The sequence below is a fragment of the Stenotrophomonas sp. INTA L402-1 genome (assembly GCF_059295135.1).
Genome location: NZ_JCAFWP010000001.1, coordinates 1 through 15,309 on the forward strand (window position 1 = coordinate 1; position 15,309 = coordinate 15,309).

Annotated in this window: 17 protein-coding genes; 16 read left to right on the plus strand and 1 reads right to left on the minus strand. The window is 68.3% G+C overall.

Annotation, left to right across the window (positions count from 1 at the left end; translation table 11 throughout):
• Nucleotides 1–205 precede the first annotated feature (205 nt).
• Nucleotides 206–1,126 carry an acyl-CoA thioesterase II gene (gene tesB, locus AC5O77_RS00005; RefSeq protein WP_004148214.1) on the plus strand — a complete coding sequence of 307 codons (921 nt, stop codon included), beginning with the start codon at nucleotides 206–208 and terminating at the stop codon, nucleotides 1,124–1,126.
• A 4-nt stretch (nucleotides 1,127–1,130) separates the two neighbouring features.
• Nucleotides 1,131–1,640 (plus strand): pathogenicity-like protein, encoded by a 510-nt coding sequence (locus AC5O77_RS00010; protein ID WP_478058471.1) that lies wholly within the window; start codon nucleotides 1,131–1,133, stop codon nucleotides 1,638–1,640.
• Between the two features lie 51 nt (nucleotides 1,641–1,691).
• Here AC5O77_RS00010 and AC5O77_RS00015 read toward each other — a convergent pair whose 3' ends face one another.
• A complete protein-coding gene (locus AC5O77_RS00015; RefSeq protein WP_032127414.1) occupies nucleotides 1,692–2,444 on the minus strand; it encodes a Crp/Fnr family transcriptional regulator in 753 nt (250 codons plus the stop codon).
• 127 nt (nucleotides 2,445–2,571) lie between these two features.
• Between AC5O77_RS00015 and hisS the strand changes: the two genes are divergently transcribed.
• The 14 genes from hisS (at nucleotide 2,572) to AC5O77_RS00085 (ending at nucleotide 15,265) form a co-directional block, all read left to right on the plus strand.
• Nucleotides 2,572–3,969 (plus strand): histidine--tRNA ligase, encoded by a 1,398-nt coding sequence (gene hisS / locus AC5O77_RS00020; RefSeq protein WP_032958002.1) that lies wholly within the window; start codon nucleotides 2,572–2,574, stop codon nucleotides 3,967–3,969.
• A 26-nt stretch (nucleotides 3,970–3,995) separates the two neighbouring features.
• Entirely contained in the window at nucleotides 3,996–4,262 is a 267-nt protein-coding gene (locus tag AC5O77_RS00025; RefSeq protein ID WP_293798049.1) for a hypothetical protein, read from the plus strand.
• Between the two features lie 413 nt (nucleotides 4,263–4,675).
• A complete protein-coding gene (locus tag AC5O77_RS00030; protein ID WP_088025802.1) occupies nucleotides 4,676–4,984 on the plus strand; it encodes a YerC/YecD family TrpR-related protein in 309 nt (102 codons plus the stop codon).
• Between the two features lie 34 nt (nucleotides 4,985–5,018).
• Nucleotides 5,019–5,930, plus strand: coding sequence for an ATP phosphoribosyltransferase (gene hisG / locus AC5O77_RS00035; protein WP_032129944.1), 912 nt, complete (start codon nucleotides 5,019–5,021; stop codon nucleotides 5,928–5,930).
• Nucleotides 5,927–7,222 (plus strand): histidinol dehydrogenase, encoded by a 1,296-nt coding sequence (gene hisD, locus AC5O77_RS00040; protein WP_494506281.1) that lies wholly within the window; start codon nucleotides 5,927–5,929, stop codon nucleotides 7,220–7,222. The genes hisG and hisD overlap by 4 nt, the downstream gene beginning before the upstream one ends.
• A complete protein-coding gene (hisC, locus tag AC5O77_RS00045; protein WP_494506282.1) occupies nucleotides 7,219–8,313 on the plus strand; it encodes a histidinol-phosphate transaminase in 1,095 nt (364 codons plus the stop codon). The genes hisD and hisC overlap by 4 nt, the downstream gene beginning before the upstream one ends.
• Nucleotides 8,310–9,383 carry a bifunctional histidinol-phosphatase/imidazoleglycerol-phosphate dehydratase HisB gene (gene hisB / locus AC5O77_RS00050; protein ID WP_494506283.1) on the plus strand — a complete coding sequence of 358 codons (1,074 nt, stop codon included), beginning with the start codon at nucleotides 8,310–8,312 and terminating at the stop codon, nucleotides 9,381–9,383. The genes hisC and hisB overlap by 4 nt, the downstream gene beginning before the upstream one ends.
• Nucleotides 9,380–9,982, plus strand: coding sequence for an imidazole glycerol phosphate synthase subunit HisH (gene hisH, locus AC5O77_RS00055; protein ID WP_008268504.1), 603 nt, complete (start codon nucleotides 9,380–9,382; stop codon nucleotides 9,980–9,982). The genes hisB and hisH overlap by 4 nt, the downstream gene beginning before the upstream one ends.
• Entirely contained in the window at nucleotides 9,979–10,713 is a 735-nt protein-coding gene (gene hisA / locus AC5O77_RS00060) for a 1-(5-phosphoribosyl)-5-[(5-phosphoribosylamino)methylideneamino]imidazole-4-carboxamide isomerase (protein WP_494506284.1), read from the plus strand. Before hisH ends, hisA begins: the two co-directional genes overlap by 4 nt.
• Nucleotides 10,707–11,483 (plus strand): imidazole glycerol phosphate synthase subunit HisF, encoded by a 777-nt coding sequence (hisF, locus tag AC5O77_RS00065; protein WP_478451483.1) that lies wholly within the window; start codon nucleotides 10,707–10,709, stop codon nucleotides 11,481–11,483. The genes hisA and hisF overlap by 7 nt, the downstream gene beginning before the upstream one ends.
• Nucleotides 11,473–12,093, plus strand: coding sequence for a bifunctional phosphoribosyl-AMP cyclohydrolase/phosphoribosyl-ATP diphosphatase HisIE (gene hisIE / locus AC5O77_RS00070; RefSeq protein WP_478057224.1), 621 nt, complete (start codon nucleotides 11,473–11,475; stop codon nucleotides 12,091–12,093). Before hisF ends, hisIE begins: the two co-directional genes overlap by 11 nt.
• Before the next feature lie 154 nt (nucleotides 12,094–12,247).
• Nucleotides 12,248–13,837, plus strand: a complete 1,590-nt coding sequence (locus tag AC5O77_RS00075) for a calcineurin-like phosphoesterase C-terminal domain-containing protein (protein ID WP_494506285.1) — start codon at nucleotides 12,248–12,250, stop codon at nucleotides 13,835–13,837.
• 36 nt (nucleotides 13,838–13,873) lie between these two features.
• Nucleotides 13,874–14,158: a hypothetical protein gene (locus AC5O77_RS00080; protein WP_005409434.1), complete on the plus strand. Its 285-nt coding sequence runs from the start codon at nucleotides 13,874–13,876 to the stop codon at nucleotides 14,156–14,158.
• Nucleotides 14,159–14,242: 84 nt separating this feature from the next.
• A complete protein-coding gene (locus AC5O77_RS00085) occupies nucleotides 14,243–15,265 on the plus strand; it encodes a glucokinase (RefSeq protein WP_478057226.1) in 1,023 nt (340 codons plus the stop codon).
• The last annotated feature ends 44 nt before the right edge of the window (nucleotides 15,266–15,309 follow it).

A 15,309-nucleotide genomic window follows, 5' to 3' on the forward strand; every position in this document is an offset into this window, starting at 1 on the left:
CAGACCAACCCGATCCTACCTACACCCAAGCTGCGTGTTGGGTTGGTGTGTTTTGTTTATAACTACCCCCGCCTCCCCGGGGGGGGGGCCCGCCCCCCCCCCCCCCGCGCGCCCCCCCCCCCCCCCCCCGGGGGCCCCCCCCCCCCCCCGGCACTACCAATGATGGACTGGCCTGCAACGGTATAATCGGGGCCTCTTCATTGCTGTGGCCGCCCCCTTGAACGACACGCCCGAACCCGTCGTCTCCGAGCTGATCGACCTGCTCACCCTGGAGCGGCTGGAGGACAACCTGTTCCGCGGGCAGAGCCGCGACATCGGCACCAAGTACGTGTTCGGCGGCCAGGTGCTGGGCCAGGCGCTGGCTGCGGCGCAGGCCACGGTCGACAACGGGCGCCACGTGCACTCGCTGCACGCCTACTTCCTGCGCGCCGGCAACATCGACCACCCCATCGTCTACGACGTGGACCGTACCCGCGACGGCGGCAGTTTCTCGGTGCGCCGGGTTACCGCAATCCAGCACGGCAAGGTGATCTTCTTCTGTGCTGCCTCGTTCCAGCAGGCCGAAACCGGCGCCGAGCACCAGCACAAGATGCCCGAAGTGCCGCAGCCGGAAGACATCGAACCGAACCGCCCGCTGCCGGCCGAAGTGCTGGAGCGGCTGCCGATCAAGGTGCAGCGCTGGCTGTCGCGCGGTGGCCCGTTCGAGTTCCGCCACGTCTACCCGCGGGATGAACTCAATCCGCCCAAGCGCCCCCCGTACCACCAGGTGTGGCTGCGCCTGAGCGAGCCGGTCGGCGATGCCCCGGAGCTGCACCAGGCGCTGCTGGCCTACGCCTCCGACTTCCACCTGCTGGGCACCGCCACGTTCCCGCACGGCATCAGCTACTACCACCCGCACGTGCAGATGGCCTCGCTCGACCACGCGATCTGGTTCCACCGCCCGTTCCGTGCCGACGACTGGCTGCTGTACTCGCTGGACAGCCCCAGCGCGCAGGATTCGCGCGGCCTGGCCCGCGGCCAGTTCTTCACCCGCAATGGCGTGCTGGTGGCCAGCACCGCGCAGGAAGGCCTGATCCGCGTGGTTCCCGACCAGGCCGCGGCCGCCGCCGTGCCGGCCAAGGACTGATCCGATGCGCCAGATCTTCAGCAGCCAGCGTGTGGAAACCGTTGAAGGCGTCGCCGAGCTCCTGCGCGGGCATGGCATCGACGTCAAGGTGACCAATGGGCGCTCGTACAAGACCCGTCGCCGCGGCCAGTTCAGCTATACCGACCTGGGCAACGCCAACGCCTACCCAGCGGTGTGGATCGTGCGCGCCGACGACCAGCCGCGCGCGCGTGAAATCCTGCGCGAGGCGCGGCTGCTCGACACCACCCGCCGCGACCATCCGACCGCCGAATTCGCCTTCCGCGACACCGCAGAGACGACCGGCGGCGGCCGTGGCTGGGCCTGGCGCATCCGCATCGCCCTGCTGGTGGTGATCGCCGGCGTGGCGCTGGTGATCGGCCTGCGCCATCGTGGCGCCCCCGCGCCGGCTGCCCCGGCCCCGGCTCCACAAGCCCAACCGCAGCAGCCGCAACCGGCTCCGCAGGCCGCACCGGAAGAGGAAGAAATCCGGGTCCGCATCCAGCCCTCGAAGTGACGCACGGGTAGTGCCGGCCGCTGGCCGGCAACCCCATGAACCGCGATGCGGTCAGATCAACCCTTCACCGGCCAGCGTACGCAGCCCATCCTCGTCGAGGATCTCCACCACGTTCAGGTGGGGCAGGGCGATCAACCCCTGCTGGCGCAGCTTGGTGAAGGTACGGCTGACCGTTTCCATGGTCAGGCCCAGATGGTCGGCGATATCGCCGCGGCCCATCGGCAGCGATACGCGCAGGCCGTCGCCGCCCAGCTTGGCCTCGCGCGCGGCCAGGCGCAGCAGGAAATCAGCCAGCTTCTCGGCCGGCTGCAGGCGCGCCAGTGCCAGCGCGGCGTCCTGCGCGGCATCCAGTTCCTGGCAGGCACGCTGCAGCAGCTTGCGCTCCAGGTGCGGGAAACGGCTGCGCAGTGCCTTCATCTGTGGCAGCGCGACGCGGCAGACGCGGCTGTCGGCGATGGCCTCGATGTCGTAGCGATGGTGGTCGCTGCCGCTCAGGCCCAGGTAGTCGCCGGGCAGCACGAAGCCGTTGATCTGACGGCGGCCGTCGGCCAGGGTGCGCACCAGGCGAAGCGCGCCGCCGGTCAATGTATAGACATGGTCGCGCTCTTCGCCGGTGCGGGCCAGCGTGCTGCCCATGCTGACCTGCTGCGAGACGGTGACCTGCTCCAGCGCCTGCACTTCATCGGGCGACAGCGCCGAGCACACCGCAAGGTGGCGAACCGAGCAGTGCAGGCAGTCCAGCGTGGTGCAGGACGGCGAGGCGGGATCGTTGGTGGCGGGCGGAGCGCCGGAAGGCCGTGACATGTTGCGGGGGGCGTATCGCGGGCGGGGAGGGCCTTATGATACTTCAAGCGGCCGTTCGACCCTGCCCGCGGCGGGGGCGCTAGAATGTCGCCCCCTCCCACGTCCCGTTCCAGCAGGAGTTCCGCCCGTGATCAAGCCCCGTACCCCGCCCGGCACCCTTGAACTGCTGCCGCGCGAGCAGATTGCGTTCCAGCGCATGCTGGACGTCATCCGCCGCAACTACGAGCGCTTCGGGTTCCTGCCGGTGGAGACGCCGGTGTTCGAGCTGTCCGACGTGCTGCTGACCAAGTCCGGTGGCGAGACCGAGCGCCAGGTGTACTTCGTGCAGTCCACCGGGGCGCTGGCGAACGCGGCCGAGTCGGGCGATCGCTCGCTGCCGGAAATGGCGCTGCGCTTCGACCTGACCGTGCCGCTGGCGCGCTACGTGGCCGAGCACGAACACGAACTGACCTTCCCGTTCCGCCGTTACCAGATGCAGCGCGTCTACCGCGGCGAGCGCGCCCAGCGCGGCCGGTTCCGCGAGTTCTACCAGTGCGACATCGATGTGATCGGCAAGGACAGCCTGAGCGTGCGTTACGACGCTGAAGTGCTGGCGGTCATCCATGCGGTGTTCTCGGAACTGCGCATCGGTGACTTCAGCATCCAGCTGAACAACCGCAAGCTGATGCGCGGCTTCTTTGAAAGCCTGGGTGTGGCCGAGGGTGAGCGCCAGCTGGCGGTGCTGCGCGAAGTGGACAAGCTGGACAAGCGCGGCGCCGATTATGTGCGCGAGACGCTGGTGGGCGAGGGCTTCAACATCCCGGCAGAACAGGTCGAGAAGATCCTGGCGTTCGTCGCCGTGCGTTCGCAGGGCCATGCCGATGCGCTGGCGCAGCTGGCGACGCTGGAAGCCGACGCCGGTTCTTCGGAGATCCTGCGCACCGGAGTCGCCGAACTGCGCGAAGTGCTGCAGCTGGTGCAGGCGCTGGGCGTGCCGGAAACCGCGTACTGCCTGAACTTCTCCATCGCGCGCGGTCTGGATTACTACACCGGCACCGTCTACGAGACCACGCTGACCGACCACCCGCAGATCGGCTCGATCTGCTCGGGCGGCCGCTACGAAGACCTGGCCAGTCACTACAGCAAGTCGAAGCTGCCGGGCGTCGGTATCTCCATCGGCCTGTCGCGTCTGTTCTGGCAGCTGCGCGAGGCCGGCCTGATCGACGGCATCGAAGCCAGCAGCGTACAGGCGCTGGTGGCGCTGATGGACGAGCAGGGCATGCCGCAGTCGCTGGACATTGCCCGCCGCCTGCGTGCCGGTGGCATCAACACCGAAGTGCAGATGGAGCCGAAGAAGATCGGCAAGCAGTTCCAGTACGCGGCCAAGGCCGGCATCCGCTTCGTGGTGCTGGCGGGTGAGGATGAACTGGCGCGCGGTGTGGTTGCGGTGAAGGACCTGCTGCGCGAGCAGCAGTTCGAAGTGTCGCGCGACGAACTGGCCAGCACCCTTCTGGTGGAGCTGGAGCAGTCCAGGGCGATGGTGTGATGCGTGCCGCCGCAGGAGTGCTGAGCGTGCTCCTGCTGGCCGGCTGCCGGAGCGATCCGTCGCTGCACAGCACGCGGATCGGGCCGGCGCAGTACCGGCTGGCGGTTGATCGCTGCCATGCGATCGACCGCGCACAGCTGGAGGACGATCTGCAGGCCCTGGCCTCGCGGACGTGCCGGGCGGGAGCGGGGGCGTTGGAGAACATCCAGTCCCTGCCGAGCCGGCAGGGCAGCCTGTTCGGCGAATGCCTGCGGCGCGGCGCGCTGCAGGCGGAGGTGCGCTGTCTGCCCTGAGCTGGGCCAGGTTGTTGATTTGAAAGCAGAACGCCCGCCCCTTGGTGGGCGTTCTGCGTTTTAGGGCGAACAGCAGTCGAGCATGGCTCGACTCTACAAAAGCCGGTTTCGATCCGACCCACGCCATTCTGAAAGATCGCGGGAAACTGTCGAAGGCGGGGTGGGGCCGGTGGCAGGGGTGTGAGCGGCATGGATGCCGCGACCAAGCCCCCATGGACGGGTTTACGGCGTCCCCTGCCACCGGACCCTGCCCGCCAACGCTCAGGAAACCGGCTTTTGCTGTTGCTCTGGCTCTTGCCTCTGCGGGTGCAGGGCAGCAGCCCTGCCGTCCCCTCAATCCTCGATTTGACGCACTGCGCAAGAATGCGTTAACGTACTAACGCGCTATTACATTGATGCATGGAAACGACCCCGTGAAAGCCCGCCCCGAGATTGCCGCCAAAGACCCGAAGGCCGACCTGGAAGCCCTGGCCCAAGCCTTTGCCGCCCTGCGCGAACCGGAACAGGTCGAAGCCTTCCTGCGTGATCTGTGCACCCCGGCCGAGCTGGAAGCCATGGCCGACCGCTGGAAAGTGGTGCCGCTGCTGCAGCAGGGCGTGCCGTACCGCGAGATTCACGAGCGCACCGGCGTCAGCGTGACCACCACCGGACGGGTGGCACGCACGCTCGAGCATGGCCATCGAGGCTATGCCGCCGCCATCGACCGCCTTGCTTCGCGCTGATCCGCGCCCCGTTCCGAACTTCGAGACATCCCCCATGAGTGCAACCCAGGCAGCGCCGGCACGAGACCGGCTGCGTATCGCCATCCAGAAGAGTGGCCGGCTGGCCGAACCCGCGCGCAACCTGCTCAGCGCCTGCGGCCTGAGCTGGCGCGAGAGCCGCGACAAGCTGTTCTGCTACGGCGAATCGCTGCCGGTGGACCTGCTGCTGGTGCGCGACGACGACATCCCCGGCCTGATCGCCGACGGCGTCTGCGATCTCGGCATCGTCGGCCGCAACGAGCTGGACGAACAGGCCGCCGCGCGGCGCCAGATCGGTCTGCCGGATGCCTACCAGGCATTGCGCGGGCTGGGCTTCGGCCAGTGCCGGCTGATGCTGGCGGTGCCCGAGGAATGGCAGTGGCAGGGTCCGGCGCAGCTGGCCGGCACCCGCATCGCCACCAGCTACCCGGCCATCCTCAAGCAGTGGCTGGCCGAGCAGGGCGTGGACGCACAGGTGGTCGAGCTGTCCGGTTCGGTGGAAATCGCCCCGCGCCTGGGCACCGCCGACCTGATCTGCGATCTGGTCTCCAGCGGCGCCACCCTGCGCGCCAACCAGCTGACCCCGGTGCACAATCTGCTCGACAGCGAGGCGGTGCTGGCCGGCGCGGTGCGCGCGCCGGATGATGCACGTGCATCGCTGCGCGCGATGCTGCTGCGCCGCCTCGACGGCGTGGTTCAGCGCCAGGACCGCAAGCTGTTGATGTTCCGTGCCAGCGAGGACCGCGTCGACGCGCTGGCGCAGCTGCTGGCCGATGCCGAGCCGTTGGTGCGGTTGCCGGCCGATGGCGGTGCGCTGCGCCTGCAGACCATGTGCCCCGGCCCGCTGAGCTGGCAGCGCATGGAGGAACTCGAGCGCGCGGGTGCGCAGGGCCTGATGGTACTGAGCGTGGAGCGGTCGCTGGCATGAACCGTCTGACCTGGTCCCGACTTGATGAGGCCGCGCGCAGCGCGGCATTGACCCGCCCGGTGCAGACCGTGGCGCAGCAGACCCGTGACGCGGTGGCGGCCCTGATTGCACAGGTGCGCGCGCAGGGCGACGACGCATTGCGTGCGATTACTGCACGTTTCGACCGTGTCGAGCTGGCCTCGTTTGAAGTTTCCGAAGCCGAATTCGCCGCTGCCGAAGCCGCCGTGCCCGCCGAACTGCGACAGGCGATGGTCGAAGCCGCCGAACGCATCGCGCGCTTCCACGCCGCTGGCATGGGCAAAGGCTATGCAGTTGAAACCGCGCCGGGCGTGGTCTGCGAACGCATGTTGCGTCCGATCGGCCGGGTGGGCCTGTATGTGCCGGCGGGCAGCGCGCCGTTGCCGTCCACCGCGTTGATGCTGGGCGTTCCGGCGCAGCTGGCCGGCTGCCCGCAGGTGGTGCTGTGCACGCCGCCGCGCGCCGATGGCAGCGCCGATCCGGCGGTGCTGGTAGCCGCGCGCCTGACCGGCGTGCAGCGCGTGTTCAAGCTGGGTGGTGCGCAGGCGATCGCCGCGATGGCCTATGGCACGGCCAGCATTCCGGCTTGTGACAAGCTGTTTGGGCCCGGCAACAGTTTCGTCACCGAAGCCAAGCAGCAGGTCGCGCAGGATGGCGCCGCCGCCATCGATATGCCGGCTGGTCCCTCCGAAGTACTGGTGATCGCCGATGCCGGCGCCAATCCGGCGTTCGTTGCCGCCGACCTGCTGTCGCAGGCCGAGCATGGCCCGGATTCACAGGTGCTGCTGCTGACCGACGACGCCGCGATGCTGGCGGCGGTTGAGGCAGAGGTGGAGCGCCAGGTGGCCCTGCTGCCGCGCCAGCAGATCGCGCGACAGGCGTTGTCGGCGTCGCGGCTGATCCAGGTCGATTCGCTGGACGAGGCCTTCGCGATCAGCAACCGCTATGCGCCCGAACACTTGATCCTGGCGTTGCGCGAACCGCGCGCGTGGCTGGACAAGGTGCAGGCAGCCGGCTCGGTGTTCCTCGGCGACTACACGCCCGAGGCACTGGGTGACTATTGCAGCGGGACCAACCACGTACTGCCCACCGCCGGTGCCGCACGTGCCTACAGTGGCGTCAGCGTGGCCAGCTTCCAGAACCTGATCAGCGTGCAGAGCGCCAGCGCCGCCGGCCTGGCGGCGATCGGCGACTGCGCACGCATCATCGCCAGCGCCGAAGGCCTGGATGCGCATGAGCGTGCAGTGGCCCTGCGCATGGAGGCGGCGGCATGAACGCGGCTATCGATGAGGTGCTGGCCTTGGTGCGCCCGGACCTGCAGGCCTTCGCCGGCTACAGTTCGGCGCGCAGCGCGGCGGTGCAGGGCGAGGTCTGGTTGAACGCCAACGAGTCGGCCTGGGCCAATCCGGCTGATGCGGCGGGCAACAGCCGGCGCTATCCGGAACCACAGCCGCTGGCGTTGCGTGAGGGCCTGGCGGCGCTGTACGGCGTGACGCCGCCGCAGCTGCTTATCGGCCGTGGCAGTGACGAAGCCATTGATCTGCTGGTGCGCGCGCTGTGCGTGCCGGGCCGCGATGGCGTGCTGGTCACGCCGCCGGTGTTTGGCATGTACGCGGTCTGCGCGCGCCTGCAGGGCGCCGCACTGATTGAAGTGCCCCTGGTGGATACCGAAGACGGCCTGCGTGCCGATCTGGATGCTGTGATCGACACCGCCAGGGCACGCAATGCCACGCTGGTGTTCCTGTGCGCACCGTCAAACCCGGCCGGCAGTGACATCGCCCTGGACGAGGTCGAGCGCGTGGCGGTTGCCTTGCGTGGGCAGGCGCTGGTGGTGGTGGACGAGGCCTATGTCGAGTATGCGCAGCGCCCGTCGGCGACCACGTTGCTGGCCACGCATGCCAATCTGGCAGTGCTGCGCACGTTGTCGAAGGCGCACGCACTTGCGGCCGCGCGCATCGGCACCCTGATCGCCGCGCCGGAACTGATTACCGTACTGCGGCGCTGCCAGGCGCCGTACCCGGTGCCGACCCCGTGCGCCGAGCTGGCCGCGCAGGCGCTGCAGCCGGCCGCACTGGCACGCACCGCCGAGCGCGTAGCCACGGTCATTGCCGAGCGCGAACGCCTGTTCGCGGCGCTGCCAGGCCTGCCCGGCGTTCGTCGCGTGTACCGCTCGGCCGGCAACTACCTGCTGGTCCGCTTCGCTGATGCGCAGGCAGCGTTCGACACCTTGCTGGATGCCGGTGTGGTGGTGCGCGACCAGCGCGCCGCGCCGCAGCTGGGTGATGCACTGCGCATCAGTATCGGCAGCCCCGAAGAGAATGACCGCGTGCTTGCGGCCCTGTCGGCGCGGAGGGCCGCAGCATGACCCCGATCCTGTTCATCGACCGCGACGGCACCCTCATTGAAGAACCGGCCGACTTCCAGATCGATGCTTACGAGAAACTGCGCTTCGTGCCACAGGTGATCCCGGCGCTGCTGAAGCTGCGCGATGCCGGCTACCAGTTCGTGATCGTCACCAACCAGGATGGCCTCGGCAGCGACAGCTACCCGCGCGCCAGTTTCGACGGTCCCAACGACCTGATGCTGCAGATCTTCGAAAGCCAGGGCATCACCTTCCGTGACGTGCTGATCGACTGCAGCTGGCCGCAGGACAATGCGCCCACCCGCAAGCCGGGCATCGGCCTGATGACCGCTTACCTGCAGGACCGAAGCATCGACTGGGCGCGTTCGGGCATGGTCGGCGACCGCATCACCGACCTGCAGTTCGCCGACAACCTCAACATCCGTGGCTTCCAGCTGCGCACCGAACAGTTCGGTGGCGAGTGGGACTGGCCGGGCATCGCCCACGCACTGGCCGACGCGCCACGCACCGCGGTGGTCCAGCGCAACACCAAGGAGACGAAGATCCGCGTTGAACTGGATCTGGACCGTGCCGGTGATGCGCGCATCGCCACCGGACTGCCGTTCTTCGACCACATGCTGGAACAGATCGGCAAGCACGGCGGGTTCGCGCTGGACATCCAGGCCGAGGGCGACCTGCACATCGACGAGCACCACACCATCGAGGACACCGGGCTGGCGTTGGGTCAGGCCCTGCGCGAGGCGCTGGGCGACAAGCGCGGCATCGGCCGCTACGGCTTCACCCTGCCGATGGACGAGACCCTGGCCAGCGCTGCGTTGGATTTCAGCGGTCGCCCGTACTTCGTGTTCGAAGGCGAGTTCAAGCGTGAGCGCGTGGGCGATATGCCGACCGAGCTGGTGCCGCACTTCTTCCGTTCGCTGTGCGATGCCAGCGGTTTGAACCTCAACCTGCAGGTGCGCGGCGACAACGACCACCACAAGGTCGAGGCCTGCTTCAAGGCACTGGCGCGCGCGCTGCGCCCGGCATTGGCCCGCCAGGGCAGGGCACTGCCGAGCACCAAGGGGGCGCTGTGAGCGACGTTGCGCTGATCGACGCCGGCGGTGCCAACCTGGGCTCGGTGCGCTACGCATTGGAGCGCCTGGGCGCGACGGTGCGGCTGGTGCGCGATGCGGACGGTCTGGTCGGTGCGCAGCGGGTGATCCTGCCCGGCGTCGGCGCCGCTGGTCCCGGCATGCAGCGCCTGCATGCGCAGGGCCTGGTGGAACCGCTGCAGCGACTGGAGGTGCCGCTGATGGGCATCTGCCTCGGCATGCAGCTGCTGTTCGAGCGGTCCGAGGAGGCCGGCGTCGAGACTCTGGGATTGATTCCGGGCGTGGTGCGCAAGCTGGTACCGGCCTGTGGCATCCGTGTGCCGCACATGGGCTGGAACCGCCTGCTCCCGCTGCGCGAATCGCTGCTGCTGCAAGGCGTGCCGGAGCGCGCCAGTGCCTACTTCGTGCACAGCTATGCGGCGCCACTCAATACCCACACTGTTGCTGCCTGCGACCACGGTGGCCTGTTCACTGCCGTGGTGGAGCAGGGGCGTTACTACGGCGCACAGTTCCACCCCGAGCGCTCCGGTGAGACCGGTTCGCTGATGCTGCGCAACTTCCTCGAGGGCACTGCTGCATGAGTTTCATCGTCTACCCCGCGCTGGATATCCGCGACGGCCGCGTGGTGCGGTTGCGCCAGGGTGACTACGCGCAGGAAACCTCGTATGGCGACGATCCGTTGCCGCGCGCACAGGCCTTCGCCGCACAGGGCGCGCAATGGATGCATCTGGTCGACCTGGACGCCGCCCGCGCCGGTGGCTATACGCTGGCGCCGCTGTTGGCATCCATTCGTGCGCATTCCCCGCTGCAGGTGCAGACCGGCGGTGGCGTGCGCGGCCGCGACGACGTGGCGCGCATCCTCGATGCCGGCGCCGGCCGCGTGGTGGTGGGTTCGCTGGCAGTACGCCGCCCCGACGAAGTGGTTGGCTGGCTGGAAGAGTTCGGTGCCGAGCGCATCACCATCGCGCTGGATGCCCGCCAGGATGCCCAGGGCCAATGGCAGCTGCCGGTGCACGGCTGGACCGAGAACGCCGGCGTGACCCTGGATGACCTGGCCCAGCGTTATGCGCGTGCCGGCATGCGCCACCTGTTGTGCACCGACATCGCCCGCGACGGCATGCTGGCCGGGCCCAACATCAGCCTCTACCAGCACCTGTCGGCGCTGCTGCCGGGCGTGGCCGTGCAGGCCTCCGGCGGTATCCGTGACGTGGCCGATGTGACAGAAGCCCGTGCCGCAGGTTGCGGCGGTGCGATCCTCGGCAAGGCGCTGCTGGAGCAGCGCATGGACCTGGCGGAGGCGCTGGCATGTTGAGCCGTCGCATCATTCCGTGCCTGGACGTGCGCGACGGCCGCGTGGTCAAGGGTGTGCGCTTCCGCGACCACGTCGACATGGGCGACATCGCCGAACTGGCCCAGCGGTATCGCGACCAGGGGGCGGACGAGCTGGTGTTCTATGACATCGGCGCCAGCCCCGAGGCGCGTTCAGTCGACGTCGCCTGGATCGAGCGCATCGCACGCCTGATCGATATTCCGTTCTGCGTGGCCGGTGGCATCGACAGCGTGGAAACCGCGCGCCGCGTGCTGTTCGCCGGTGCCGACAAGGTGTCGATCAACTCGCCTGCGCTGGGCCGCCCGGAGCTGATCACCGAGTTGGCAGACGAGTTTGGCGTGCAATGCGTGGTGGTCGGTGTCGATTCGGTTCGCGAGGCGGATGGCCAGTGGCGGGTGCGCCGTTTCAGCGGCGACCCGGGCAAGACCCAAGCGGTGGCGCTGCGCACGCTGGACTGGATTGTCGAAGCACAACGACGTGGCGCTGGCGAGATCGTGCTGAACTGCATGGACAGCGATGGCGTACGCCGTGGCTACGATGTCGTGCAGCTGCAGCAGGCGCGGGCCCTGTGCCAGGTGCCGCTGATCGCCTCCGGCGGTGCCGGTGCGATGGAGCACTTCGCCGAGGCCTTCGACCAGGCCGATGTCGACGGCGCGTTGGCGGCCAGTGTGTTCCACAGCGGCGCCATCGCCATTCCAGAATTGAAGCGCTACCTGCGCGGACAGCAGATCGAGGTGCGGGATGTCTATTGAAGTGAGGCCGTCGCTGCATGCGCTGCAGGCGCTGGACTGGGGCAAGGGCGACGGCCTGCTGCCGGCGGTGGTGCAGGATGCCGACACCCTGCAGGTGCTGATGCTGGGCTATGTCAGTGCCGATTCGCTGGCGGCCACGCTGGCCATCGGTCACATGACCTTCTTCAGCCGCAGCAAGCAGCGGTTGTGGACCAAGGGCGAGCAGTCCGGCAACGTGCTGGTGGTGCAGTCGATCAGCGTCGACTGTGATGCCGACACCCTGCTGGTGATTGCACGCCCGGCCGGGCCAATCTGCCACACCGGTGCCGAGAGCTGTTTCGACGGGGCACCGAAGGATTTCCTGGGCGGGCTGGGCCAGCTGGTGGCGATGCGTGAGGTACAGCGCCCGCCAGGCAGCTACACCACCAGCCTGTTCGAGGGCGGCATCCGCCGCATCGCGCAGAAGGTGGGCGAGGAGGGCGTGGAGACGGCGCTGGCGGCGGTGGCACAGGACGACGAGGCGTTGCTGGGCGAGGCCTCGGACCTGCTGTATCACCTGCTGGTGCTGCTGCGCGCGCGCGGGTTGTCGCTGGATGATGCGCGGGCGGTGCTGGAAAAGCGCCATCGTTGAAGAGCGGTAGTGCCGGCCGCTGGCCGGCAACCTCATGATCGTCGGGCATCGGCTGGATGCCGGCCAGCGGCCGGCACTACCGGCAATGCGCCACCGCGTGCGCGATGTCATCAACGGAATCTACAATAGGCGGTCTTTCTTTCCCGGACCGCCCATGAAACTGCCTGCCGCCTGGCTGTGCTGCCTGTTGCTGACCTCGCCGGCCTGGGCCGCGGACACCGTGGTCAGCGGCAAGGTCTACCTGGAGCGCGACGGCAAATCCGGGCGCGGTGCGACCGATCCGGGCCTGGCCGGGGTGCAGGTCTCCAACGGCGAGGCCATCGTCAAGACCGCCGCCGACGGCAGCTACAGCCTGCCGGTGCGCGACGGCCAGACCGTATTTGTGATCAAGCCTGATGCGTACGCCTTCCCGAAGGCCACCGACGGCCTGCCTTCGTTCTGGCGCCACTACCGCCCGAACGGTTCACCGGCACTGAAGTACGGTGGCATCGCCGCGACCAGCGACGTCACCCGCAACTGGGATTTCGCCCTGCAGTCGGATCGCCATGACAGCCGCCGTGGTTTCCAGATGCTGGTGTTCACCGATTCGCAGACCGCCAGCCTGAAGGACATCGGCTACTACCAGCAGTCGATCGTGGCGCCGCTGGTTGGCCAGACCAGCGCGCGCATGGGCACCACCCTGGGTGACATCGTCAACGACGACCTGACCCTGTACCCGGCGATCAACAAGGTCACCACCGCGCTTGGCGTGCCGTGGTTCCACGTGCCGGGCAACCACGATCTCGACTTCGATGCGGCCAGCGACGAACACTCGCTGGACAGCTGGCGCAACATCTACGGCCCGGACACCTACGCGGTGGAAGAGGGTGGCGCCAGCTTCGTGTTCCTGGACGACGTGGTCTACGACCCCAAGGCCAAGCCGAAGTACATCGGCGGCCTGCGCGAGGACCAGTTCGCCTTCCTTGCCAGTTACCTGAAGGGCCTGCACAAGGACCGCCTGCTGGTGCTGGGCATGCACATCCCGCTGTTCGACGCGGCGCCGGGGCGCGAGACTTTCCGTCACGCCGACCGCCAGCGCCTGTTCGATCTGCTGAAGGACTTCCGCAACGTGCTGGTGCTCAGCGGCCACAGCCACACCCAGCAGCACGTCTACCACGGCAAGGCCGAGGGCTGGAACGGCGACAAGCCGCTGCACGAATACAACGTCGGTGCCAACTGCGGTGCGTTCTGGTCGGGGGTGAAGAATGCCGCTGGCGTGCCGGACAGCACTATGAGCGACGGCACGCCGAAGGGCTATGCATTGCTCGACGTGGCCGGCAACGGCAGCTATCGCCTGCAGTACCGCGTGGCCGGCAAGCCGGCCAGCGAGCAGATCGGCCTGCATGCGCCGAAGGTACTGCGCCAGGGGGCCTATCCGGCGTGGGGTGTCTACGCCAATGTCTACATGGGTGAGGATGCCAGCGTGGTCGAGTACCGCGTGGATGGCGGCGCCTGGCAGCCGATGAAGCAGGTCAGCCAGCCCGATCCGCGCTTGATGGTGGAGAATGTGGCCGACGATCTTGCAAACAATCTGCGAGGCTACGACCGCTCGCCGGAGGCCACTGCATCGCCGCACCTGTGGCGTGGCGCGCTGCCGACCGATCTGGCGGTGGGCAACCACAAGGTCGAGGTACGCTCCACCCAGCCTGATGGTGCAGTGTTCACCGCCACCACCAGCTACAGCCTGCAGACTGCCCAGCCCTGATCCAGGGCGCCGCTGCCCAACGCGAAAGGACCCCGCATGGATATCCGCTTCATGGCCGGCACCACGCCGGTGACCCTCAGCCGCCACTGGTTCACCGGCGCGATGCTGCTGCAGAGCGCCACCGAGAAGGTCTGGGTGCAGCACCCGCTGCATCCGGGCACCCACTTCTCGTTCTCGCTGGTACAGTCGTGGCTGCGTCACATCGCCGGCCACGAAGTACTGGTCGAGCGCACCCGGCCGCTGTTGTTCGCCGGCTTCCGCCCGCAGCGCCTGCGGGTGCTGGTGGATGGTGTGCAGGTGGCCGAACAGGAAGGCATGTAGGCCAACCTGAACCATCGGCGTGCTAGGCAAAGCCGCCCCGATGCCTGAGAATCGGGGCGATTCAATCGATCCAAGCAGGCCAGCGTGACCATCGCAGCAGCGTCCCCGGTTTCCTCCGACTCCGCCCGCGGCGGTCTTCCGCGCCGCCTGGTCGTCGCCGATGTCGGCGGCACCTTTGCCCGCCTCGCGCTGGCAGAAACCCAACCCGGCCAGGCGCCGCTGCTGGGCAGCCATCGCACCTATGCCTGTGCCGAGCATTCCAGCCTGGCCGCGATCCTGGCCGATTTCACTGCCAGCCTCGGCCAACCGGTGCAGACCGCGGTGGTCGCCATCGCCGGCCTGCTCGATGGCGATGTGCTGATCAATTCCAACCTGCCGTGGACGGTTTCGCTGTCGGCCACCCGCGCGCAGTCCGGGCTGCACGAGCTGCAGCTGATCAATGATTTCGAAGCGGTGGCGCTGGCCATCCCGTACCTGCAGCCGGAAACCCTGGTGCCACTGAACGGCGACGCCGATCCGGCGCAGGCGTTCCCGGCGCTGGTGCTGGGCGCCGGTACCGGCCTGGGCGCAGCGCTGCGCTTCGCCGATGGCGAGCGTCCGGTGCTGGCCAGCGAGATCGGCCATGCCGCGCTCGGCGCCGGCAACGCGCTGGAACTGCAGGTGCTGGGCAAACTGCTGCAGCGCTGGGCGCACGTGGACAACGAGCGCGTGCTGTCCGGCAGCGGCCTGATGAACCTGTATCCGTGCCTGTGCGAACTGCGCGGTGTCACCCCGGTGTGGACCAGTACCGAGGCGCTGATCGGCGCGGCGCGCAGCGGCGAGGATGCACTGGCGGTGGAAACGCTGCAGGTCTTCTGTGCCTGGCTGGGCAGCCTGGCCGGCGACGCGGCGATCGCCGTCGGCGCGCGTTCGGTGTACCTGGCCGGGGGCATTTCCGCGCATGTGCAGGATTTCCTGGCCGATGGCCGCTTCCGTGAGCGATTCCTCAACAAGGGTGTGCTGACCGAAGTGCTGCGCCAGGTACCGGTGTGGCGGGTGGAGCACGGCCAGCTGGGTGTGCTCGGTGCAGCGGTCTGGCACGCAGCGCGGCAACCCACGCACGACTGATCGGCAGGGCCGGCATCGGGCCGGCCATGCATTGCAGACTGGGA

Bases quoted from the DNA above. Each gene is read 5' to 3' on its own strand.
- hisA (WP_494506284.1), top strand. From the start codon at position 9,979: ATGAGTTTCATCGTCTACCCCGCGCTGGATATCCGCGACGGCCGCGTG.
- hisIE (WP_478057224.1), top strand. From the start codon at position 11,473: ATGTCTATTGAAGTGAGGCCGTCGCTGCATGCGCTGCAGGCGCTGGAC.
- hisC (WP_494506282.1), top strand. From the start codon at position 7,219: ATGAACGCGGCTATCGATGAGGTGCTGGCCTTGGTGCGCCCGGACCTG.
- hisF (WP_478451483.1), top strand. From the start codon at position 10,707: ATGTTGAGCCGTCGCATCATTCCGTGCCTGGACGTGCGCGACGGCCGC.
- AC5O77_RS00075 (WP_494506285.1), top strand. From the start codon at position 12,248: ATGAAACTGCCTGCCGCCTGGCTGTGCTGCCTGTTGCTGACCTCGCCG.
- hisG (WP_032129944.1), top strand. From the start codon at position 5,019: ATGAGTGCAACCCAGGCAGCGCCGGCACGAGACCGGCTGCGTATCGCC.
- AC5O77_RS00010 (WP_478058471.1), top strand. From the start codon at position 1,131: ATGCGCCAGATCTTCAGCAGCCAGCGTGTGGAAACCGTTGAAGGCGTC.
- hisB (WP_494506283.1), top strand. From the start codon at position 8,310: ATGACCCCGATCCTGTTCATCGACCGCGACGGCACCCTCATTGAAGAA.
- hisD (WP_494506281.1), top strand. From the start codon at position 5,927: ATGAACCGTCTGACCTGGTCCCGACTTGATGAGGCCGCGCGCAGCGCG.
- AC5O77_RS00080 (WP_005409434.1), top strand. From the start codon at position 13,874: ATGGATATCCGCTTCATGGCCGGCACCACGCCGGTGACCCTCAGCCGC.
- AC5O77_RS00015 (WP_032127414.1), bottom strand. From the start codon at position 2,444: ATGTCACGGCCTTCCGGCGCTCCGCCCGCCACCAACGATCCCGCCTCG.